Genomic DNA, 22,084 nt, shown 5'->3' on the forward strand with positions numbered 1-22,084 from the left:
GACAAGGAATTGGGACGAGACGCAGAGTGCGTTACACTCTGTCTATCGCATATTGCCTGAAAACTCCCGTATGTCTGGAAAATATACTCTTGCGCTAGCGTTGGCCTGGTTAACAGGTTCCGCGCTGGCTGCACCGTTGCCGCCCACGCCAAGCCCGACGCCGCCGGAAGATATTCGCAGCAGCGGCTTCGTGTATTGCGTCAACGACGAACTGACGACGTTCAACCCGCAGATGGCGCGCAGTGGCGCGATGGTGGATACCCTCGCCGCACAGCTGTACGATCGCCTGCTCGGCGTGGACCCCTATACCTATCGCCTGGTTCCTGAGCTGGCCCAACGTTGGGAAGTGCTGGACAACGGCGCGACCTACCGCTTCACGCTGCGCCACGATGTCCCGTTTCAACACACCGCATGGTTTGCGCCCACCCGCGCCATGAACGCAAACGACGTGCTGTTCAGCTTCGAACGAATGCTGGATGAACATCACCCGTTTCACGACATCAACGGCGGCGAATACCCCTATTTCGACAGCCTGCAGTTCGCCGATACGGTGCAGAGTATTCGCAAAATCGGCGATTACGCCATTGAGATCCGTCTTAACAAACCGGACGCGTCGTTCCTGTGGCACCTGGCGACACACTACGCGCCGGTCCTGTCGGCTGAATATGCCCAACAGTTGCAAAAGCAGGATAAAAAGGAGCTGATCGACCGCCAACCGGTCGGCACCGGCCCTTACATGCTGAACGAATATCGCTACGGACAGTTTGTGCGTCTGCGGCGCAATAACGACTACTGGCGCGGTCAACCGCGCATGGAACAGGTGGTGTTTGACCTTGGCGCGGGCGGCACCGGACGGCTGTCCAAGCTGCTAACCGGCGAGTGCGATGTCCTGGCCTATCCGGCCGCCAGTCAGCTCAGCATCCTACGTAACGACCCTCGCCTGCGTCTGTCGCTGCGCCCTGGCATGAACGTCGCCTATCTGGCGTTCAACGTGCGTAAGCCGCCGCTGGACGACCCTCGCGTCCGCCATGCGCTGGCGCTGGCAATCAATAATGACCGCCTGATGCAGTCGATTTATTACGGCACGGCGGAAACCGCCGCCTCCATTTTGCCTCGCGCGTCATGGGCCTATAACAGCGAGGCGCAGATCACCGCGTACAATCCGGAGAAGTCCCGTCGGATGCTTCAGGAACTGGGGGTGAATCAGTTGCACCTTCAGCTGTGGGTGCCTAGCACATCACAGTCCTACAACCCCAGTCCGGTGAAAACCGCGGAGCTGATTCAGGCCGATCTGGCCCAGGTGGGCGTTGAAGTGACGCTGATACCGGTCGAGGGCCGCTTTCAGGAAGCGCGCCTGATGGAAATGAATCACGACCTGACCCTCGCCGGCTGGGCCACGGACAGCAACGATCCGGACAGCGTATTCCGCCCCCTGCTCAGCTGCGCCGCCATCCGGTCGCAAACCAACTATGCCCACTGGTGCGATAGCGGATTCGATCAAGTGTTGCAGGACGCGCTTTCGTCGCAACAGCTCTCCAAGCGCATCGATTACTACCAGCAGGCGCACCAAATTCTGGCGGACCAGCTGCCGGTGCTGCCGCTGGCGTCCTCGCTGCGCATGCAGGCCTATCGTTATGATATGAAAGGGTTGGTGCTCAGTCCCTTCGGCAATACCTCTTTCGCCGGAGTCTACCGCGAAAGCGATGCGCCGCAGCCTGCACTTCCGGAATTGCCGCCGATGGAAGGAGTCGCGCCGTGATTATCTATGCCTTGCGCCGCCTGTTATTGCTGGTGGTGACGCTATTTCTGCTGACGCTGGTCGGCTTTAGCCTGCTCTATTTCACGCCGAACGCCCCGCTGCGAGGCGTAGCGCTGTTTGACGCCTACCGCTTCTATATCGTTGGCCTGTTCCAATGGAACTTCGGGCTGTCCAGCATCAACGGACAACCGGTCAGCGAACAGCTGAAAGAGGTGTTGCCCGCCACGATAGAGCTGTGCGTGCTGGCCTTTTCGCTCGCGCTGGTCATTGGTATCGTGCTGGGGATCACCGCAGGCATCCTGCAAAACAAAACGCAGGATAAGATTCTGAGCGGGCTGGCGCTGCTGGGATTCTCGCTGCCGGTCTACTGGCTGGCGCTATTGATGACGCTGTTCTTTTCGCTGCATCTGGGCTGGCTGCCGGTCTCCGGCCGTTTTGACTTGCTCTATCAGGTGCCGCGCGTCACCGGGTTTTCGCTGATTGACGCCTGGCTGGCGAAGTCCCCCTACCGCGACGAGATGATGATGAGCGCCGTTCGCCACCTGATTCTGCCGGTATCAGTGCTGTCCGTCGCCCCGACGACGGAAGTGTTCCGATTGATGCGGATCAGCACTACCGAAATTATCGGCAAAAGCTACATCAAGGCGGCCTACACGCGGGGACTGTCGCGTACCACCATCATTCGCCGTCATTTGTTGCACAACGCGTTGCCGCCCATCATTCCCAAGCTGGGACTGCAGTTTTCCGCCATGCTGACGCTGGCGATGATTACCGAAGTGGTGTTCAGCTGGCCGGGCGCAGGACGCTGGCTGGTGAACGCCATTCGCCAGCAGGACTACGCTGCGATTTCGGGAGGCGTCATGGTGATTGGTATGATGGTTTCCTCTATCGGCGTGCTGTCGGATATCTGGGGGGCGATGGCTAACCCGTTGAAACACAAGGAATGGTATGCTCTCCGATAACATCTACCGCGAAAAACATCAGCCCAGCCGCTGGCGTGATACCTGGACCATGTTCAAACAGGATCACCTGGCCATGATCGGGTTTTACGGCTTTCTGATGCTGATTGCGCTGTGTCTGTTCGGCAGCACCCTCGCCCCTTATGCCGTAGACCAGCAATTCCTCGGCTATCAGCTGTTGCCGCCGTCGTGGTCGCACTACGGCGAGGTCTCGTTCTTTTTGGGAACCGACGATTTAGGACGCGACTTGCTTAGCAGACTGCTGAGCGGCACGGCCCCGACCATCGGCTCCGCGCTGTTGGTCACGCTGGGTGCGGCGCTATTCGGCATTCTGGTCGGTCTGCTGGCGGGGGTGACCCACGGACTGCGCTCCGCCATCCTGAATCATATTCTGGATACCCTGCTCTCCATCCCCTCTCTGCTGCTGGCGATTGTGGTCATCGCCTTTATCGGCCCGAAGCTTGAGCACGCCATGCTCGCCGTGTGGCTGGCGCTGTTACCGAGGATGGTGCGCACCATATACACCGCCGTGCATGACGAGCTAGAAAAAGAGTACGTCATCGCCTCGCGTCTGGATGGCGCATCCACGCGCTATATCATCTGGTATGCCGTGCTGCCCAATATCTTGCCGTTGCTGGTCAGCGAATTCACCCGCGCCTTGTCGGTCGCCATTCTGGATATTGCCGCGCTGGGCTTTCTCAATCTGGGCGCGCAGTTGCCTACGACCGAGTGGGGAACGCTGTTGGGAAGTTCGCTGGAGCTGGTTTACGCCGCGCCCTGGACCGTCATGTTGCCCGGGGGCGCGATTACCCTGAGCGTGCTGATCGTCAACCTGCTGGGGGATGGCCTGCGCCGTTCTCTGCTGGCACAAACCGAATAGTGGTGGAAAAAAGGTATGCCATTACTGGACATTCGTAATCTGACCATCGAATTCATGACCGCCGAAGGGCCGGTCAAGGCTGTCGATCGCGTCAGCATCAGCCTGAGCGAAGGCGAAATCCGCGGTCTGGTGGGGGAATCCGGGTCGGGGAAAAGCCTGATCGCCAAAGCGATCTGCGGCATCACCAAAGACAACTGGCGCGTAACCGCCGACCGTTTCCGCTTTGACAACATTGACATGCTCAAGCTCACGCCCAGACAACGGCGCAAACTGGTGGGTCACAACCTGTCGATGATCTTCCAGGAGCCGCAGTCATGTCTTGACCCGTCCGCTAAAATCGGGCGTCAGCTGGTTCAGTCTATTCCCGGCTGGACCTACAAGGGGCGCTGGTGGCAGCGCCTGAACTGGCGTAAACGCCGCGCCGTCGCGCTGCTGCACCGGGTAGGGATCAAGGACCACAAGGACATCATGCGCAGCTACCCCTATGAGCTGACCGAAGGGGAGTGCCAGAAAGTCATGATCGCCATCGCGCTGGCCAATCAGCCCCGGCTCCTGATCGCCGATGAGCCAACCAATGCGATGGAAGCCACCACGCAAGCGCAGATATTCCGCCTGCTGTCGCGGCTTAACCAAAACAACAACACGACGATCCTGCTGATCAGCCATGACCTGCAGACGATGAGTAAATGGGCTAACCGCATCAACGTACTGTACTGCGGGCAGACCGTTGAAAGCGCGCTGAGCAGCGAACTCATCAGCACCCCGCACCATCCCTACACTCAGGCGTTGATCCGCGCAATGCCGGACTTCGGCCGCGCGCTTCCCCACAAAAGCCGGTTGAATACGCTGCCCGGCGCGATCCCGTCGCTGGAGCATCTGCCGGTCGGGTGTCGTCTTGGTCCGCGTTGTCCTTATTCACAGCGCGAATGCATGATCACGCCGCCGCTGATCGTATCGAAAAACCATTGGTATGCCTGCCACTTCCCGCTCAATATGGAGGAATCCTGATGGTGGAGACCCTGCTCGAAGCCCGCAATCTCACCAAAACGTTTCGCTATCGCACCGGCCTGTTCCGGCGGCAGCACATCGAGGCGGTCAAGTCGGTGAGTTTTACCCTGCGCGAGCGGCAAACGCTGGCGATTATCGGCGAGAATGGTTCCGGGAAGTCGACACTGGCGAAAATGCTGGCAGGCGTCATTCCGCCAACCTCAGGCCAGCTGGTGATCGACGACCATCCGCTGAAATATGGCGATTACGGCTACCGCAGCCAGCGTATTCGCATGATTTTTCAGGATGCCGGCAACGCGCTGAATCCACGTCAGCGTATTGGTCAGCTGCTGGAACTGCCGCTGCGGCTGAATACGCAGCTCAGTCCGGAAGAGCGGGAAAAGGCCGTCTATCTGGCGCTGCGTCAGGTCGGCCTGCGCGCTGACCATGCCTCGTATTACCCGCACGCGCTGGCGCCGGGTCAGAAACAGCGCGTCGGGCTAGCGCGCGCGCTCATTCTGCAACCGAAAGTGATTGTGGCTGACGAGGCGTTGGCGTCTCTGGATATGTCCATGCGTTCTCAAATCATCAATCTGATGCTGGAGCTTCAGGAAAAACACGGCATCTCCTACATCTACGTCACCCAGCATCTGGGCATGATGAAACACATCAGCGATAAGATTTTGGTGATGCATAACGGCGAAGTCGTGGAACGCGGCAGTACCGCTGACGTTTTGGCGGCCCCGTTGCACGATTTAACCAAGCGCCTGATCGCCAGCCATTTTGGCGAAGCATTGAGCGCCGACGCCTGGCGAAGCGACGGCGGCGTTCTTTAATATACCCAGCCCGGGCACAAAGCCGCAGTGATGACCAAAGTATTACATATGGCATCACTCATGCTAGAATCGCCCGGTTTATTCACACCGGTCGCCATTAACCAATAATTCTTTAACGGCGATCGCAGCAATAATGATCACAAGGATACTGCTATGGGTTTTCTTAATGGTAAGCGCATTCTGGTAACGGGCGTTGCCAGTAACCGCTCCATCGCATTCGGTATCGCTCAGGCGATGCAACGCGAAGGCGCCGAACTGGCGTTCACTTATCAGAACGACAAACTGAAGTCTCGCGTAGAAGGTTTTGCCAGCGAACTCGGTTCCAACATCGTTCTGCCATGTGACGTTGCGGAAGATGCCAGCATCGAAGCGCTGTTCACCGAGTTGGCGAAAGTGTGGCCGACCTTTGATGGCTTCGTGCACTCCATCGCCTTCGCACCGGGCGACCAGCTGGACGGCGACTACGTCGATGCCGTGACGCGCGAAGGATTCTCCATCTCTCACGACATCAGCTCTTACAGCTTTGTCGCGATGGCGAAAGCGTGCCGCAAGATGCTGAACCCGAATTCCGCTCTGGTGACGCTGTCCTATCTGGGCGCAGAGCGCGCCATCCCCAACTACAACGTGATGGGTCTGGCGAAGGCGTCTCTGGAAGCCAACGTGCGTTACATGGCGAACGCCATGGGCGCTCAGGGCGTGCGCGTGAACGCAATCTCCGCAGGTCCGATCCGGACTCTGGCGGCGTCCGGCATTAAAAACTTCAAAAAGATGCTGTCTCACTGCGAAGCCGTCACGCCGATCCGCCGCGTTGTGACCATCGAAGATGTCGGCAACTCCGCCGCCTTCCTGTGTTCCGATCTGGCTGCCGGGATCTCTGGCGAAGTTCTGCACGTCGACGGCGGTTTCAACATCGCTGCGATGAATGAGCTGGAGCTGGATTAATCCCTCCGGCAAGCGAGCCTACGGGCTCGCTTGTTTTCTCGCCCTTACCCCCGCCTATCTAACACCCTGTTTTTCCCGTTCTATTCACATCCTGCGTTTTGCCGTGCTAACCACGCCGCCGCCACGTTGAAGAAATGCTGGGCCAAGGCCGTCGCTCTCCCCGGCTCGGAAATCACCACGGCCGTCGTGCGCGGCATCAATGGCAACGTCAGGTCGCGCCACGCCAGCTGCGGCGTCATTTCCGGCAGCAGGCTGCCCTGAGGCACAATACCGCATCCCAGACCCACGAATACGCTTTGTATCAGTTGCAAGACCGAGTCGCTTTCTACCACCACATTGGGCGTCACATCGGCGTCCTGCCAGAGCGAATCCAGATATCCCCGCAAATAGCGTCCGGTGTCCGTCAGGCACAGCGGTAGTTCGGCGACATCAGCCAGCGAAAGCGGCGTATCGCCCTGTAGCGAAGGAAAATGCTGCGGATTAAATAACAAAGCCATATGCGGCGCGCCCAGCGAGCTGACCTGGAAACGCGGCGCCTCGAGCAGCGCGGGTTCGAAAAAGCCGATCCCGACGTCCACATTATGCGCCTGCAGCGCCTCCAGCAGTCGATCGGCGCTGAACAGCGACACCTGAAAAGCCAATTCCGGATAGACACGACGCACATCGGCTAACATTTGTGACACCGCGATACCACACTGCGGGACGGCACCGAGGCGCACCAGCCCGCTCGTGCCGCGTTTCAGGGCATCGACTTCCAGCTTCAGCCCTTGATAGACCATCACCATTTCGCGCGCCCAGGTCAGCACGCGTTCGCCTTCCGCGGTGAAACCGTTGAAATTATTACCGCGGTTGATGAGCGACAAACCCAGTTCACGCTCCAGATTTTTAAGTCGCATGGAGAGCGTAGGCTGGCTCACAAAACTGGCTTCGGCCGCACGGCCAAAGTGGCGTGCCTTTTCCAGATTGCACAGGTAGATAAGTTGTTTGATATCGATTTTCGTAGTTCCTAAACGTTAAGCTCGGTGGAAAACCGCTGCCTTCGAGTCGCGCCAGCCCCCCCTTTTCATTTTACGGGTTGCCTAAACGCCGGGCGCTCAATTCAAGGTATTCACACCGAGCGAAGGCATCTCTCAGCAGGTCATAATCGTGTTGCATGAGTCTGTCTAATGAATGACGCCATGAAGGAGAGTGACGCTGACAACCACATGGGAGGAATAGGTCTCTTTGCACGCTCATTTTAGAAGCATGATGCCCGAATTCAAAACACGGTTCCCTGAGGTATATCGTGGATTTGTAGGAAAAAAGCCAAAACTTGTATAGATAACTATCCCCCTATACTATCAACGCTGCTGAAACGAACGGGAGGGAAGAATTAAGATGATTGATAAACATTCCTTTGTTCCTTTTTATCTGCAAATCGAGCAGATCCTGACCCGTCAGATCCATGACAACACGCTGAAACCCGGCGACCCACTCCCCACCGAAGCGGAAATGTGTCAGCAATATCAGGTTTCGCGCATGACGGCGCGCAAAGCCGTCGACTACCTGGTGCGACAAGGACTGGTCGAACGTTATCGCGGACGAGGCACCTTCGTCGCCCAGCCGGATACCCGGATAAAGGTGCAGCTGCCGCTGGACCAGCATCTGACCTCCAGCGAAGTCGCCAACAGCACGCAGCGCAAGATCGTCAACCAACTACGCCATTTTTCTCAGCAACCCGCCACCGCCGAGGTAGCTCATGCCCTGCGCATAGACCAAGAGACGCCGGTTCACTACATGGTGCGCCTGAGGTTGATTGACGGCACGCCGTTTGTGTATGAGCAATCCTGGATGATTCAGTCCCTGTTTCCCGACCTGAGCGAACACGATCTGAATCAGTCCAAGTACGCTTACCTTAAATCCAAAGGCTACGACGCCGTCGGCAGCCATAAGCAGATTTTCGCCGAGCTACCTTCCGTCGATGTGCTGGAAGCTCTCGGGCTGGCACGCGACGAACCGGTGCTGCGCGCGAGCGTCGTCGCTTTTTTCGCTGACGAGCGGCCCTTCGAGCTTTCCAACGTGTATTACAATCAGCGGCGCTATGCCTTTACCCTCGACGCGCCGCTGCGGCCTTTATTCACGCCGTAGCCCTGTCGTTTTTGTTCACTTCCGCAATCAGGTCAACGCGGGCCAATACCCTTGGTTAGCTTCGATCAACGCATCCAGTACTTTGCGCGCTTTTTTCGCATCCACCACCAGCCGATTCAGCGTCAGCGCCTGCAACGCCTTGGTGTAAGACCCTTCAAACCAGGCCTCAATCGTCAGGCGTTCATAGGCGAACTGCTGCTCGATCATTCCTTTATAGAAGGTGGGAATATTGCCGACGCCATAAGGCCGCGGGCCGTTGATGCCCAGCGTCGCCGCCACTTCCACCATCGCGCTGTCATCCAGATTGTTCACCAGACCATTGTTCTCCACGATCACCACAAAGATGCGATGTTGGTTGTAGGCGATGGATTCGGCGACCTCGACAATCATGTCGCCGTGCGCGTCGTTGTGAACCACGCTGGCGTCTTTCGTCGTTCCCGCCGCGACCGCATTTCGGCACGTATCGAACACGCGCTTTTCCCTTCCCGCCATCACCTCGTTGGCGCGGGTAAAGTTGGGGTCCAGCTTGCTGAGCTTGTAATCCGGATAGAGGTAATATTGCAGGTAGGTGTTGGGCAGATAGTCTGGGAAATCGCGCAGCATATCGGCCACCACCGCGTAGGTTTCCAGCCACGAAGCGTCGCGCTGCTCCGCATCCGCCGGTTTGAAGCCCTGATTAAGGATGATCTTTTTCAACTGCGGCAACAGATCCTCTCCTTCACGATCGTACAAATGCGTAAACCAGCCAAAGTGGTTCAGGCCGAAGTAGACCGGTTCGAACTCGTTCACGTCGCGGCCCAGCATGCGGGCATAGGATCGCAGCAGATTGACCGGCTGGTCGCAGATATTAAGAATGCGTTTGTCATACGGGAATTTGACGCGCAGGGCGTCGGCGACGATGGCCGCCGGATTGGTATAGTTCAGAATCCAGGCCTGCGGAGAACGCGCCCGCACCTGTTCCACCAGCTCAATCATGTCGCCGATGGAACGCATGCCGTAGGCAAATCCTCCCGGCCCGCAGGTCTCCTGACCGACGACGCCTAAGGAAAGCGGGATCTTTTCGTCTTTCTCACGCATGGCATAACCACCGGTACGCATCTGGCAGAAGACGAAATCGACATCCTGAAACGCCGCATCGACGTCCGTCGTGTAGGAGAAATCCAGCGCCGGATACTCTTCGCTGAACAGCAGGCGCGCAAAGTCGCCGATCACCGCCTGACGCTCGGCGTTGATGTCATACATCACCACCCGTCTGAGGGGAAACGAGTTCTGTCGCTTGCACAGCGCCTTGAGCAAACCTGGTGTCCAGGTGGAACCGCCGCCTACAATCACAATACTGTATGTCTTCGTCATAGCTGTTTCCCATTTTTCCGGTTGAGGTTTCATTACGCCGTGACGCCCAGCGCCGCTTTGACGTCGGTGGCGATTTTTTCCACTTTCGGCCCGTAGATAACCTGAACGTTGTGTTCATTCACGCGTTTGACGCCATTCGCGCCCGTCGTCATCAGGGTTTTATCTACGACCAGGTTGATGTCTTTCACCTGCACGCGCAGCCGGGTAAAGCAGCAGTCCACTTCTGCGATATTGCTCTGCCCGCCCAGTCCGTCGATGATGGTTTGCGTCAGTTCGCTGGCGCTCACGGCCGCAGGCGCCGGCGCTGTTTCAGACTCCCGCCCCGGCGTCTCGACGTTCATACGCCTGATCACGAACGTGAACACGGAGTAGTAAATCAGGAAGTAAAACACCCCCAGCAATACGGCATACCACCAGTGGGTTTTCAGCCCGCCCAGCACGCCGAACACGATCAGGTCGATAGCGCCGCCCTGGATATTGCCGATCATGAGGTGGGCCAGAGACATCAGCATGAAAGACAGGCCGCTAAGCACGGCATGCAGTAGATACAGGACAGGCGAAACGAAAATGAAACAGAATTCGAGCGGCTCGGTGATCCCCGTCGTGAAAGACGCCAGTCCCCCGGCCAGCATCAGCGCTTTCACGCGCTCTTTATGCTCAGGACGGGCGCACTGATACATCGCCAGGGCCGCGCCGGGAAGCCCAAACATCATGACGGGAATCTTGCCTTGAGCCAGAAACTGGGTGGCGTTGCGGATCACGTCGTCGCTGACGGCGCCGGGGTGAGTCAGCGAGGTGTTGAAGATATTCAACGCTCCCACCACCGTTTGACTGTCCACCGTCGCCACGCCGCCGATAGGAGTGAAGCGCACGGTTTCGTTCAGAATATGATGCAGACCCGTGGGGATGAGAATGCGCTCGGAAAAACCATAGAGGAACGCGCCGTACTGGCCGCTATGGCCGATTAGCGACCCGATCCAGGCGATGCCGGTGCCAATGGTGGGCCAAATCAACGCCAGACCGATACCCACCAGCGGCAGGCACACCACCGTGATAATCGGCACGAAACGGCGACCGCCAAAAAAGCTGATCGCCGTCGGCAATTCGATCGTGTAGAAGCGGTTATGCAGCATGACCGTCACTACCCCGGCAATCACCCCGCCCAGCACGCTCATGTTGTAGGTAAATATGCCCAGCGTTTTAGTGAACTCGGCGGCATACATCAACGCCGCGGTGCGGTCCATTCCCCCTGCCGTCAACGCTTCCACCGTGGTGGTAACCGGCGTCAGATTCTGCGCGGTGAGCGTCGCCTGCACGCCGACGTGCATGGAAAGAAAACCAATGACGGCGGCAAAGGCCGCCGTCGGTTTTTCGGCATTCGCCAGACCTATCGCGCTGGCGACCGCGAAAAACAGCGGAAGGTTAGCGAAAAGCGCACCGGCGACCTGACGGATAAAACCAATAATGAGCTGCGGGATTTGCAGATTAGCGAACGCATCGCCGGTAACGGCCGGGTTTTGCATCGCTGCCGCCAACCCCAGGAAAATCCCGGCGGCGGCGATGACCGAAATCGGCATCATGAGTGCCTTACCAAAGGCGTGAACCTTATTGCCAAGATCTTTCATTATTCGCCCTTCCTGTTTTTCGTTCTGATTAAGGAATAGCCGGAAAATAACAAAATTTGTCTATACAACTAGACAAAAAGAGCAAGACCCTGCACCCGGTCACACTTTATTTGCGATAACCCTCCTCTATCTCGCGATAGCTGTATTTGATTAGACGTCCCTGCCTGGCGATCCTAGACTTAACGTGTGACAGCAATTATTTAAAAAAACATTCACATATTAAAAACAATATGGCCCGCACATCCTATGATGAAATTCAAACCAGAAATCAAACCCTACCGCCGCGCTGCGGGGGGCTGGGGCTCGCTGGAAGCCACGACGCGCTATGTTCTGGACAGCAAAGAAGCCTTCAAAAACATTCGCAACTTGATGCGGGTCAACAAACCGCGCGGATTCGACTGCCCCGGCTGCGCCTGGGGCGACGATAACCACAGCACCTTCAGCTTCTGCGAGAACGGCGCTAAGGCGGTGAGCTGGGAAGCCACGCGCAAAGCGGCCGGACCCGAATTTTTCGCCGCGCATAGCGTGAGTACGCTGCGGCGCCAGAGCGATTACTTTCTGGAGTATCAGGGCCGCCTGACGCACCCGATGCGCTACGATCGCCATACGGACCACTACGTTCCCATCACTTGGGAACAGGCATTCGCGCTGATCGCACATCATATTCACGGAATGGATAATCCTAATCAGATGGAGCTGTATACGTCCGGACGCGCCAGCAACGAAGTCTCTTATCTCTATCAGCTGTTCGGCCGCATGATGGGGACCAATAACTTCCCGGACTGTTCCAATATGTGCCATGAAGCGAGCGGCACCGGGCTGAAACAGAGCATCGGGATCGGTAAAGGCACCGTGCGCCTGGATGATTTTAATCATGCTGACGCCATTTTGGTGTTCGGCCAGAACCCCGGCACCAATCATCCGCGCATGCTGCACAGCCTACGTGCCGCGGCGGCACGCGGCGCGCACGTGATCACCTTCAATACGCTGCGCGAACGCGGGCTGGAGCGTTTTACCGACCCGCAAAACCCGGTAGAGATGCTGACGCCGCTATCAGGCGCGATCAGCGATACCTACCTGCAGCCGAATTTAGGCGGGGATATGGCCGCCGTCCGCGGGCTGGTCAAAACGCTGTTGGAAACGCATCGCCAGCGTCTGACCGCCGGCGAACCCGGCATCTTCGATCAGGCGTTTATCGACAGCCACACTGATGGAGCGGAAGCCTATCTTGAGCAGGTCGATGCGACGAGTTGGGCGCATATCGTCGAACAATCTGGCCTGAGCGAAGCGCAGCTTCGCCACGTCGCCGAGCTTTACCTGAACTCCCCGCGGGTCATTTGCACCTGGGCGATGGGCATCACCCAGCACAAACACTCGGTGGCGACCGTACGAGAGATCGTCAATCTGCAGTTGCTGTTTGGTCAATTGGGCAAACCGGGCGCGGGACTGTGCCCTGTTCGCGGTCACAGCAACGTACAGGGCAATCGGACGATGGGGATTGATGAAAATCCCTCGGCGGCGATGTTGGACAGCCTCGCCGCACATTTTAACTTCACTCCTCCCCGTGAGCACGGTCACAACACCGTGCAGGCGATCGAAGCGATGTTGCGCGATGAAGTCAAGGTGCTGATTGCGCTGGGCGGCAATCTGGCCGCCGCCGCGCCGGACAGCGAACGTACGGCGGACGCCATCAGCCGCTGCGATCTGACCGCTTACATCAGCACTAAACTGAATCGCAGCCATCTGACCACCGGCCGGCAGGAATCACTGATTCTGCCGACGCTGGGACGGACAGACCGGGATGTGCAGGCGACGGGGCCTCAATACATCACCGTCGAAGACTCTTTCAGCATGGTTCACGCTTCTGAAGGCGTCGGGCAACCGCTCTCGCCTCAGCAACGTTCCGAGACGGCTATCGTCGCCGGTATCGCCCACACCGTGATGGGCAATGAACCGGTAGACTGGCTGGCGTTGGCGGGCAATTATGATTTGATCCGCGACCATATCGCCGCGACGCTGCCGGGCTTTGATAACTTTAACCCGCGCTGCGCCCAACCGGGCGGCTTCTATCTGGGCAACGCGGCCGCCGAGTTACGTTTTAACACCCCCGCTAAAAAAGCCATGTTCAGTAACACGCCGCTGCCTGCCAGCATCGTCCCCGAACAAAACGGCGTGCGGGCGCCGTTTATCTTGCAAACCCTGCGCTCCCATGACCAGTACAACACCACCATTTACGGACTGGATGACCGCTATCGCGGCGTTTATGGCCAACGTGAGGTGTTGTTCATGCATCCGGACGATATCGCTGCGCTGGGACTTCAAGACGGCGATCGGGTCGACATTGAAACGTGGTGGCATGACGGCATTACCCGTAAAGTCAGCGGATTCCGACTCGTGGAATATGCTATCCCACGCGGGAATCTGGCCGCCTACTACCCGGAAACCAATCCGCTGGTGCCGCTTTCCAGCTATGGCGATCAGACGTTTACTCCCACCTCCAAATCGATTCCCGTGCGCGTCTCTCGAAGTTTGGTCGCGCCGCAGCAGAGGATAGCCTGATCAAAGGCGTCACCGGCGGCGAAGGCGCGTAGGCGCCCTATACCACCGGCTACGCCCTCTTTTCCCCCTTTGGTCACGGTCGGCAAATATTGCTGGAGCCTCCGATCAACGCTTGCCGCCGGGGCACGATTCGCGTAAAACTGTGGGCCGCTAAAGCCACCTATAACCGCATTTCTGGACGCTATGTTTCAAGACAATCCGCTGCTTGCACAGCTTAAACAGCAACTCCACTCTAAGACGCCACGTGTAGAAGGCGTCGTAAAAGGCACCGATAAGGGATTTGGTTTTCTTGAAGCCGACGCACAGAAGAGCTACTTCATCCCACCGCCGCACATGAAAAAAGTGATGCACGGCGACCGTATCGTTGCGACGCTGCATACGGAAAAAGATCGTGAAATCGCCGAACCGGAATCCCTGATCGAACCGTTCCTGACCCGTTTCGTGGGACGCGTCCAGAAAAAAGACGACCGCCTGTCAATCACCCCCGACCATCCGTTGCTGAAAGATGCGATCAGCTGCCGTGTCGCACGTCAACTGGACCACGAGATTCAGGATGGCGATTGGGTGGTTGCGGAGATGCGTCGCCACCCGCTCAAAGGCGACCGTAATTTCCATGCGGAAATCACCGAATACATTACTACCGGCGACGATCCGCTGGTGCCATGGTGGGTGACGTTGTCACGTCATAACCTGGAGCGTAGCGCGCCGGAGAATGACGCCGCTGAGCTGAATGATGGCGCACTGACGCGAGAAGATTTAACCGCTCTGGACTTTGTCACCATTGATAGCGCCAGTACCGAAGATATGGATGACGCATTGTATGTCCGCGACAACGGCGACGGGACGTTGGAAATGACGGTAGCGATCGCCGATCCGACCGCGTATGTCCCCGCCGACAGCGAGCTGGACGCGGTCGCCCGCAAACGCGCTTTCACCAACTACCTGCCCGGTTTTAACATCCCGATGTTACCGCGTCACCTGTCGGACGATATCTGCTCTTTGCGCCCGCAGGAACGCCGTCCGGTGATGGCCTGCCGCGTCACATTGGCCGCGGATGGCGCGATGAGCGACATCCACTTTTTCGCCGCCTGGATCAAGTCCCGCGCCAAGCTGGTTTACGACGAAGTGTCCGACTGGCTAGAAGAGAAAGGCGAATGGCAGCCCGAGAGCGAGGCCATCGCTACCCAGATCCGTCTGTTGCACCAGATGTCGCAGCTGCGCAGCGCCTGGCGCACGGCGAACGCGCTGGTGTTTAAAGACCGTCCGGACTACCGCTTCCTGCTGGGAGAAAAAGGTGAAGTGCTGGATATCGTGGTCGAACCGCGCCGTATCGCCAATCGCATCGTCGAAGAAGCCATGATCGCCGCTAACGTCTGTGCTGCCATCGTATTGCGCGAAAAACTGGGCTTCGGCATTTACAACATCCACAACGGGTTCGATCCGGTTACGGTTGAACAAGCGGTCGCCATTCTGGAAAGCAACGGAATTCAGGCCGATGCGCAGCAGATACTGACGCTGCCAGGCTTCTGCGTGTTGCGTCGCCAATTAGATGCCCTGCCGACCCAGTTCCTGGATAGCCGTATGCGCCGCTTCCAATCGTTTGCCGAAATCAGCACCGAACCGGGTCCTCACTTCGGTCTGGGGTTGGAAGCCTATGCCACCTGGACGTCGCCCATTCGTAAATACGGCGATATGGTCAACCATCGCCTGCTCAAAGCGATCATCACCGGTCAGGCCGCGGAGAAACCCCAGGAAGACGTCACCGTTCAGTTGGCGGACCGTCGTCGTCTTAATCGTATGGCCGAACGCGACGTCAGCGATTGGCTGTACGCGCGCTACCTGAAAGCGCATGCGGGCACCGACACGCGTTTCTCCGCCGAGATTATGGACGTCACGCGCGGCGGTCTGAGGGTTCGTCTGCTGGACAACGGCGCAACGGCATTTATCCCGGCCTCATTCATCCATGCCGTCCGCGACGAACTGGTATGCAGTCAAGAAACCGGAACCGTCACTATCAAAGGTGAGGTGGTCTACCGCCAGAGCGACAAGCTGGACGTGATGTTGAAAGAAGTGCGTCTGGAGACGCGCAGCATCATCGCCAAACCGGCAGCCTAACTCGCTACGACGCCATCAGGGCCACCTGATGGCGTCAGCTCCCGCCAGATAAGCTCATTCCCTTCGTTCTTCGGCTGACGAACCGCTCGTTATCGCCCTACCTCTGCGCCATCCGCAAGATCGTAACCAGCGTATAGGCCCGTTTAACGAACGCATTTCCCTGCGTGGTCATTAGGTCAGCCATCAACGTCCTACTCCGCGTCTTACAGCGTTAAAGCCTCACGCCGTCATTTTAAGGTTAAATATTATTTACTGATCAAATATCAGGCTTACCTACCTTGCTTATGCGACGTAGACTGGGGTTGCACATTTTCACAGCAATCTTAGAAAGGAAAAATTATGAAAAAGATCGCAGCATTATTGTTAATCGCCGTTATTGGCACACTGTCTACATCAGCATTCGCCTGCCCTAAAGGACAGCATCCTCATGGCGGAACAGGGTCCCATCATAAAGGGGGACATTGTTCTTTCTAAATATTAAACCCGCTGTCACAGCGGGTTTATTTATTCCGAGCACCCACCAGCTTCCCTTCTCCCCGTCAAATTCATTAGCTATTTTTATGCTTATGTCTTGAATAAGGCAAAGCGTGTCCGCCCTCTGAACGGCGACAACACAAGGTAAACCTGTCGATGCGACTCCACGATGCAAGGGCGATTCTCCGTAATGCCCGCAGTGATTTGTCGGCGCCGTCATCGTTGCCGACTCATGGGGACTGGCCCCTGTCCAAGCAAGAAGCAATAGCGAGATACCGCGAGGAACATCGGCGGGCAGGTCAGTGGCATAAAGTGAACGATGGGATAACTAGAATTAAGAGTTTTTACCTATCGCAATTCTTGCCGACATTTATACTGCGCCTCAGGTAACAAAGCGTGAGTAAGTTGTAGTTAATTTTACAGAATGATGCCATCACCCTATTTCTTATGGGCAACGGTGACAAATCGTTGATTTCACCTAAGACGGCATCAACAGGAGAAGACCATGAGAGTAAATAAGGCATTGGCAGTGACGGTACTTGCGGTAGTCATGGCAGGAAGCCTGACCGGTTGTTCCAATATGTCTAAACGCGATCGCAATACGGCTATCGGCGCAGGCGTAGGCGCCGTAGGCGGATCCGTTCTCACCGGCGGCAGTACACTCGGCACGTTAGGTGGCGCGGCGCTCGGCGGCGTCATCGGCCACGAAGTCAAAAGATAATTATTATGGGCAGGTTTCCGTTACCGGACCTGCCCATGTCTGTCTTGCCCGCGGTTATCCCCCCGCCAGCTTCACCTTCATTCCTTTCGCTTCCAGCAGCTGTTTCAGCACGTCTCGTTTATCGCCCTGAATTTCGATTACGCCATCTTTGAGTGACCCGCCGCAGCCGCACTTTTTCTTCATCTCGGCCGCCAGTTTTTGCAATGCGTCATCATCAAGGTCGATGCCGGTGATCACACACACGCCCTTACCTTTACGACCACTCGTCTGGCGCTGTATACGCACGATGCCATCGCCTTTTGGACGCTCTACAGGGGCGGTTTTCTCCGCAATGCGTCCGCTATCCGTTGAATACACCAGCGGGTTGTCATCACGATAACTCATATTTATTCTCCTAACGTCGCCAGAATCGCATTCAGTGTTTGCGCCGGATCGGCCGACTGGGTAATCGGGCGGCCAATCACCATGTAGTCGACGCCGGCCAACTTCGCCTGCTCTGGGGTCATGATTCTGCGCTGGTCGCCAGCCGCACTGCCTGCCGGACGAATCCCCGGCGTCACCAGCTGAAAAGCCGCGCCGCAGCGCTGTTTAAGACGCTCCGCCTCGTGCGCCGAACAGACCACGCCGTCCAGCCCGCATTGCTGCGTGAGCACCGCCAGCCGTTCGGCCTGCTCTGCCGGAGACAGCGTGATCCCCAACCCGCGCAGATCGTCCTCATCCATGCTGGTCAGCACCGTGACGGCAATCAGCAAGGGCGCATCAGCCCCGTAGGGCATCAATGCCTCTTTTGCCGCCTGCATCATGCGCGCGCCGCCACTGGCATGTACATTGACCATCCACACGCCCAATTCCGCCGCGGCGGCAACCGCACGCGCCGTCGTATTGGGAATATCGTGGAATTTCAAATCGAGAAACACCTCGAAGCCGCGCTGTTGTAAATCGTTGACCAGTTGTGGCCCGAACAACGTAAACATCTCTTTGCCGACTTTTAACCGGCAGCGCTGCGGGTCGATGCGGTCAACAAATTCATAAGCATCGCGCTGGCTGGCATAATCAAGGGCAACAATAATCGGCGAGGAGTGGGAAGTCTGTTTCTGCGTTACGTTTTGGCCTTTCACTGGCGTTATCCCCGAGGTATCGATGTGGATTCAACGTCGCGGGGAGAAAGAGGCCGCACGACAACTCGACGAACGGCGCAAATGGTCTCCCACCGACACGAGACTAAGCGTTAATTTCCGCCGCATTCTACATGCCCCGCCCACCAAATCCCAGTGGCTGCTGAGCCGAGACGCATCGATGCCGGCGTGTGACACGCATGTTCGAGAAGAGAAAAAGGATGTTGTAACTATTTAGCGGGATAGGCAACCAACTCGGCGCGGGCGGGAAATTATTGGCCGTCCAACCCGCGTATCGGCTTGATCGTGGCCCAGGAGCGGCAGGACGGACAGTGCCAGTAAAGGGATTGTGAGGCGAAGCCGCACTTATGGCAGCTGTAACGCGGCTTGGTCCGAATTTGCTCCCCCACCATGTCACGCAACACCATCAGGCTATCTTTGGCGCGCCCTTCTTCGGCTTCGCTCAGGTGGAAATCCATTAGCCGGTGGAAAACTCGCATAGTGGGGTGTCGCTGTAGCTGGCGGTTAATATAGACCTGCGCCACTTCAGCCCCTTCTTCGTTCTCCAGAATATCCGCCAGCATTAAGTCGGCGGTAGCGCCGGTATTTTCCTCAACGCAGCGTTTCAGGAATGTCGCCCACTCCAGCGGTTGGTTCAGGTGTTGATAACACTCCTGAAGCATCGGCAACGTTTCCGTTACGAAATCTTTATCCTGATCCAGCACCTGCCGCAAAGCCGTCACCGCCTTGGCATACTGCTGCTGAGCCATGTAAATACGTCCCATCATGATGGACGCTCGAGCGCAAAGCTTATCGGACGCCGCTGCTTTCTTCAGCAGGGACATCGCCTTATCAAGATCGTCGCTGCCCATCGCCTGCAACGCTAACTCACAGTAGAAATGTGCAATTTCGCTGCGCAGATGTTCTTTCCCGAGTTTGACCAACTTTTCGGCCGTCTCAATCGCATTCTGCCAATCGCTGGTCGACTGATGAATCTGCAACAGTTGCTGGAGTGCGGTCAGACGAAAATCATCCTCGTCCACCAGTTGATTGAAGATCTCTTCTGCGCGGTCATACAAACCGGCGGTCATATAGTCGCGTCCCAGCTGTTGCACGGCCAGCAGGCGTTGTTCAAAACTGAGGGAGGCGCTTTCAGTCAGCGCCTGATGGATGCGGATAGCCCGGTCTACCTCGCCGCGGGAGCGAAAAAGATTACCCAGCGTCAGATGAGCTTCGAAGGTGTTGCTGTCGTCCTTGAGCATGTCAAGAAACAGTTCGACGGCTTTGTCCTGCTGGTTGGACAGCAGGAAGTTCACGCCCGTCACATACTCACGCGACAGGCGGTTGGCTTCATCCTGTTTGTCCTGCTGTACACTCCTGCGGCCCATGTACCAACCGTATGCGGCAGCAACGGGCAACAACAGAAACAGCAGTTCAAGCATAAAAAATCATTCCTTAGTGAGTCACAGGCTCGGGAGAGACCGTTTTACTCTCATCCGAGTCGGGCAGTTGCTGCTCGAGACGTTTGATTTTACGTTGTTCACGGCCTAGCGCAATGCGTAAACGCAGATAAAACAGCCCGCAAATGACCCACCCCAGCACAAAACCGGCGGCAAACAACGTCGCTAACAGCGTAGACAGGCGGTATTGCCCCTGTGCGATAAGGTAACTGAAGGTCACGACTTGATCGTTATGGGCTCCCAGCGTAATAGCCACAATGAAGATCGCCAACACGAGTAAAAAAATCAGCAAATATTTCACGTCTTTTTCCTGTGATATCGCTTGAAATAAAATGAATTATGCCGAAATCGGCTACAGACCCCATTTAAGTTAGCACTTCCGCCCCGACGTGGGAAACTCGTGAGAAAAAGAGCGTCGCGCGAGTCGCTGGAATGCCCGTTTCGGCGTGCGTGAGTCCACGCATCGTTCACATGTCAGGCTTAAGCATCACCTTCATGTGACAACGTCACCGTTTGTTTTTCTTGCTCAGCCTCGGTCTCTGCGGCGGTCAAAGGCCCACACCATCGAGATGCCAGCCCGGTGGCGACCAATACCAGCAACCAGCTTATGGCCGTCGCCATCATCAGGTCCTGAGGCCAATGCATCCCCAGCGCTAAACGGCTCCCCATCACGGCCACCGCCCATGCCATCACTATCGTCACGGTCACATAGTGGCGACGCGCCCACAACAGGCCGACTGCCAACAGCGCCCAGGAGGCGGCGAACATGGTATGACCTGACGGGAATGCAAAACCGGTTTCCGCCTGCCAGTGATGACGTAACCATTTGGGCAACTGTTGATCATCATGCAATTGGCTTTTAACCAATGCCGACCGCTCGGATCGCGGCAACGAGTAGAAATAGGCCTCATCGACCTGATGGCTCTTTTCGAGCCACTCGACAAAGGGTCTGGGTTCCTGTACCCAGCTTTTGATCGCCGATTTCATTCCCTGCCCGATACCTATGGTCACGATCAGAATCGCGAACACCCCCAGCGTCGATTTCAGGCTGAAACGCAGACACCACAACAACCAAAGCGACAACACGCTGCTCGTCACTACGCCCCAGGGTGACGTCACTGTTTCCGTGATCCAAAACAGCACACGCAGCCACCCGCCGGTCAGGTGCGGATGCCACTGCCAGCCGCTCAGCCAGACCCCAAGAGGCATTATCAGCAGCAACAGCGCGCCAATGGTAACTCTTTTAGTGATTCCGTACATTAATTCTCCCTATAATTCAGAGGGATATAAGACCAATAAAATTTTTCCGATATTACCAGAAAAGAGGACATAGGCGTTTAGTATGACGTAAAATACCTTTCGGTTACGTCAACGGCTTAGTGAGTAAAGTGTAGGCTCTGTTTCGCCTCTTATAAGCCCCACCAGTCTAAAAAACCGCCATTCATCCGGTCTTTTGTTAGCCTGCTATAGAGGTTTCGAGCAAAAGTAGTAGGATGCACTCTGTCTTTTTTATGTTGGAGATTAACATGCAGCTAAAACGAGTCGCCGAGGCCAAATTACCCACACCGTGGGGCGATTTCCTGATGGTAGGCTTTGAAGAAACAGCGACCGGGCATGACCATCTTGCGTTGGTGTATGGCGATATCTCCGGCTCCGAGCCCGTTCTGGCCCGCGTTCATTCCGAATGTCTGACGGGCGACGCGCTGTTTAGTCTGCGCTGCGACTGTGGTTTTCAGCTGGAAGCCGCCCTAAATCAAATCGCCGAAGCGGGTCGCGGGGTACTGCTTTATCATCGTCAGGAAGGCCGTAACATCGGTCTGCTGAACAAGATTCGCGCCTATGCATTACAGGATAAGGGTGCCGACACCGTTGAGGCGAACCACCAACTGGGCTTCGCCGCAGATGAGCGAGACTTCACGCCGTGCGCGGATATGTTCAAGCTGTTGGGCGTAGCGCAGGTTCGGTTGCTGACGAATAATCCGCAAAAGGTGAAAATCCTGACCGAGGCAGGCATCAACATCGTCGAACGCGTGCCGCTGATCGTCGGGCAAAACCCAAAAAACGAACGCTATATGGCGACCAAAGCCGCCAAGATGGGCCATCTGCTGGAAGGCAAATAGCCCTGCACAACACCGGATACAACCTAAACAGTCAGGTTGTACCCGGCTTGAT

19 protein-coding genes are annotated in these 22,084 nt (G+C 56.8%); 11 read left to right on the forward strand and 8 right to left on the reverse strand.

Annotated features, from left to right (window positions below):
* Nucleotides 1–70 precede the first annotated feature (70 nt).
* The 6 genes from sapA (at nt 71) to fabI (ending at nt 6,363) form a co-directional block, all read left to right on the forward strand.
* Nucleotides 71–1,759: an ABC transporter substrate-binding protein SapA gene (gene sapA / locus BLU64_RS04545; protein WP_026742615.1), complete on the forward strand. Its 1,689-nt coding sequence runs from the start codon at nt 71–73 to the stop codon at nt 1,757–1,759.
* Complete coding sequence (gene sapB, locus BLU64_RS04550; RefSeq protein WP_074728001.1) at nt 1,756–2,721, forward strand: putrescine export ABC transporter permease SapB; 966 nt, start codon at nt 1,756–1,758, stop codon at nt 2,719–2,721. The genes sapA and sapB overlap by 4 nt, the downstream gene beginning before the upstream one ends.
* Complete coding sequence (gene sapC, locus BLU64_RS04555; protein ID WP_026742617.1) at nt 2,708–3,598, forward strand: putrescine export ABC transporter permease SapC; 891 nt, start codon at nt 2,708–2,710, stop codon at nt 3,596–3,598. Before sapB ends, sapC begins: the two co-directional genes overlap by 14 nt.
* Before the next feature lie 15 nt (nt 3,599–3,613).
* Nucleotides 3,614–4,606 carry a putrescine export ABC transporter ATP-binding protein SapD gene (gene sapD / locus BLU64_RS04560; protein ID WP_026742618.1) on the forward strand — a complete coding sequence of 331 codons (993 nt, stop codon included), beginning with the start codon at nt 3,614–3,616 and terminating at the stop codon, nt 4,604–4,606.
* On the forward strand, nt 4,606–5,421 hold the full coding sequence (gene sapF, locus BLU64_RS04565) for a putrescine export ABC transporter ATP-binding protein SapF (protein ID WP_026742619.1): 816 nt from the start codon (nt 4,606–4,608) through the stop codon (nt 5,419–5,421). Before sapD ends, sapF begins: the two co-directional genes overlap by 1 nt.
* Nucleotides 5,422–5,574: 153 nt before the next feature.
* Complete coding sequence (gene fabI / locus BLU64_RS04570; protein ID WP_026740265.1) at nt 5,575–6,363, forward strand: enoyl-ACP reductase FabI; 789 nt, start codon at nt 5,575–5,577, stop codon at nt 6,361–6,363.
* Nucleotides 6,364–6,443: 80 nt separating this feature from the next.
* Here fabI and BLU64_RS04575 read toward each other — a convergent pair whose 3' ends face one another.
* Nucleotides 6,444–7,358 (reverse strand): LysR family transcriptional regulator, encoded by a 915-nt coding sequence (locus BLU64_RS04575; RefSeq protein WP_026742620.1) that lies wholly within the window; start codon nt 7,356–7,358, stop codon nt 6,444–6,446.
* A 382-nt stretch (nt 7,359–7,740) separates the two neighbouring features.
* Between BLU64_RS04575 and BLU64_RS04580 the strand changes: the two genes are divergently transcribed.
* Nucleotides 7,741–8,490, forward strand: a complete 750-nt coding sequence (locus BLU64_RS04580; protein WP_026742621.1) for a GntR family transcriptional regulator — start codon at nt 7,741–7,743, stop codon at nt 8,488–8,490.
* A gap of 27 nt (nt 8,491–8,517) precedes the next feature.
* Here the strand turns inward: BLU64_RS04580 and BLU64_RS04585 are convergent, their stop codons facing one another.
* Together BLU64_RS04585 and BLU64_RS04590 are read right to left on the reverse strand one after the other, a co-directional pair.
* Nucleotides 8,518–9,843: a 6-phospho-alpha-glucosidase gene (locus tag BLU64_RS04585; protein WP_026742622.1), complete on the reverse strand. Its 1,326-nt coding sequence runs from the start codon at nt 9,841–9,843 to the stop codon at nt 8,518–8,520.
* A 32-nt stretch (nt 9,844–9,875) separates the two neighbouring features.
* Complete coding sequence (locus BLU64_RS04590) at nt 9,876–11,468, reverse strand: PTS transporter subunit EIIC (protein WP_026742623.1); 1,593 nt, start codon at nt 11,466–11,468, stop codon at nt 9,876–9,878.
* A 249-nt stretch (nt 11,469–11,717) separates the two neighbouring features.
* Here BLU64_RS04590 and BLU64_RS04595 point away from each other — a divergent pair, with 249 nt between their 5' ends.
* The 3 genes from BLU64_RS04595 (at nt 11,718) to osmB (ending at nt 17,337) form a co-directional block, all read left to right on the forward strand.
* On the forward strand, nt 11,718–14,027 hold the full coding sequence (locus BLU64_RS04595; RefSeq protein WP_026742624.1) for an FdhF/YdeP family oxidoreductase: 2,310 nt from the start codon (nt 11,718–11,720) through the stop codon (nt 14,025–14,027).
* A gap of 183 nt (nt 14,028–14,210) precedes the next feature.
* The gene (locus BLU64_RS04600) at nt 14,211–16,142 is read left to right on the forward strand and encodes an exoribonuclease II (RefSeq protein WP_026742625.1); all 1,932 of its coding nucleotides are present in this window, start codon (nt 14,211–14,213) and stop codon (nt 16,140–16,142) included.
* 979 nt (nt 16,143–17,121) lie between these two features.
* The gene (osmB, locus tag BLU64_RS04605; protein ID WP_026742627.1) at nt 17,122–17,337 is read left to right on the forward strand and encodes an osmotically-inducible lipoprotein OsmB; all 216 of its coding nucleotides are present in this window, start codon (nt 17,122–17,124) and stop codon (nt 17,335–17,337) included.
* A gap of 54 nt (nt 17,338–17,391) precedes the next feature.
* Here osmB and yciH read toward each other — a convergent pair whose 3' ends face one another.
* From yciH to pgpB, 5 genes are all read right to left on the reverse strand, one after another.
* Complete coding sequence (yciH, locus tag BLU64_RS04610) at nt 17,392–17,721, reverse strand: stress response translation initiation inhibitor YciH (protein ID WP_026742628.1); 330 nt, start codon at nt 17,719–17,721, stop codon at nt 17,392–17,394.
* Between the two features lie 2 nt (nt 17,722–17,723).
* The gene (pyrF, locus tag BLU64_RS04615) at nt 17,724–18,455 is read right to left on the reverse strand and encodes an orotidine-5'-phosphate decarboxylase (protein ID WP_026742629.1); all 732 of its coding nucleotides are present in this window, start codon (nt 18,453–18,455) and stop codon (nt 17,724–17,726) included.
* A 269-nt stretch (nt 18,456–18,724) separates the two neighbouring features.
* Nucleotides 18,725–19,894 carry a lipopolysaccharide assembly protein LapB gene (gene lapB, locus BLU64_RS04620; protein WP_026742630.1) on the reverse strand — a complete coding sequence of 390 codons (1,170 nt, stop codon included), beginning with the start codon at nt 19,892–19,894 and terminating at the stop codon, nt 18,725–18,727.
* A 13-nt stretch (nt 19,895–19,907) separates the two neighbouring features.
* Nucleotides 19,908–20,213: a LapA family protein gene (locus BLU64_RS04625; protein WP_026740275.1), complete on the reverse strand. Its 306-nt coding sequence runs from the start codon at nt 20,211–20,213 to the stop codon at nt 19,908–19,910.
* 179 nt (nt 20,214–20,392) lie between these two features.
* On the reverse strand, nt 20,393–21,172 hold the full coding sequence (gene pgpB, locus BLU64_RS04630; RefSeq protein WP_026742631.1) for a phosphatidylglycerophosphatase B: 780 nt from the start codon (nt 21,170–21,172) through the stop codon (nt 20,393–20,395).
* A 266-nt stretch (nt 21,173–21,438) separates the two neighbouring features.
* Here pgpB and ribA point away from each other — a divergent pair, with 266 nt between their 5' ends.
* Complete coding sequence (gene ribA / locus BLU64_RS04635; protein ID WP_074728060.1) at nt 21,439–22,032, forward strand: GTP cyclohydrolase II; 594 nt, start codon at nt 21,439–21,441, stop codon at nt 22,030–22,032.
* The last annotated feature ends 52 nt before the right edge of the window (nt 22,033–22,084 follow it).

It is taken from the genome of Lonsdalea quercina (genome assembly GCF_900107885.1).
GTDB lineage: Bacteria > Pseudomonadota > Gammaproteobacteria > Enterobacterales > Enterobacteriaceae > Lonsdalea > Lonsdalea quercina.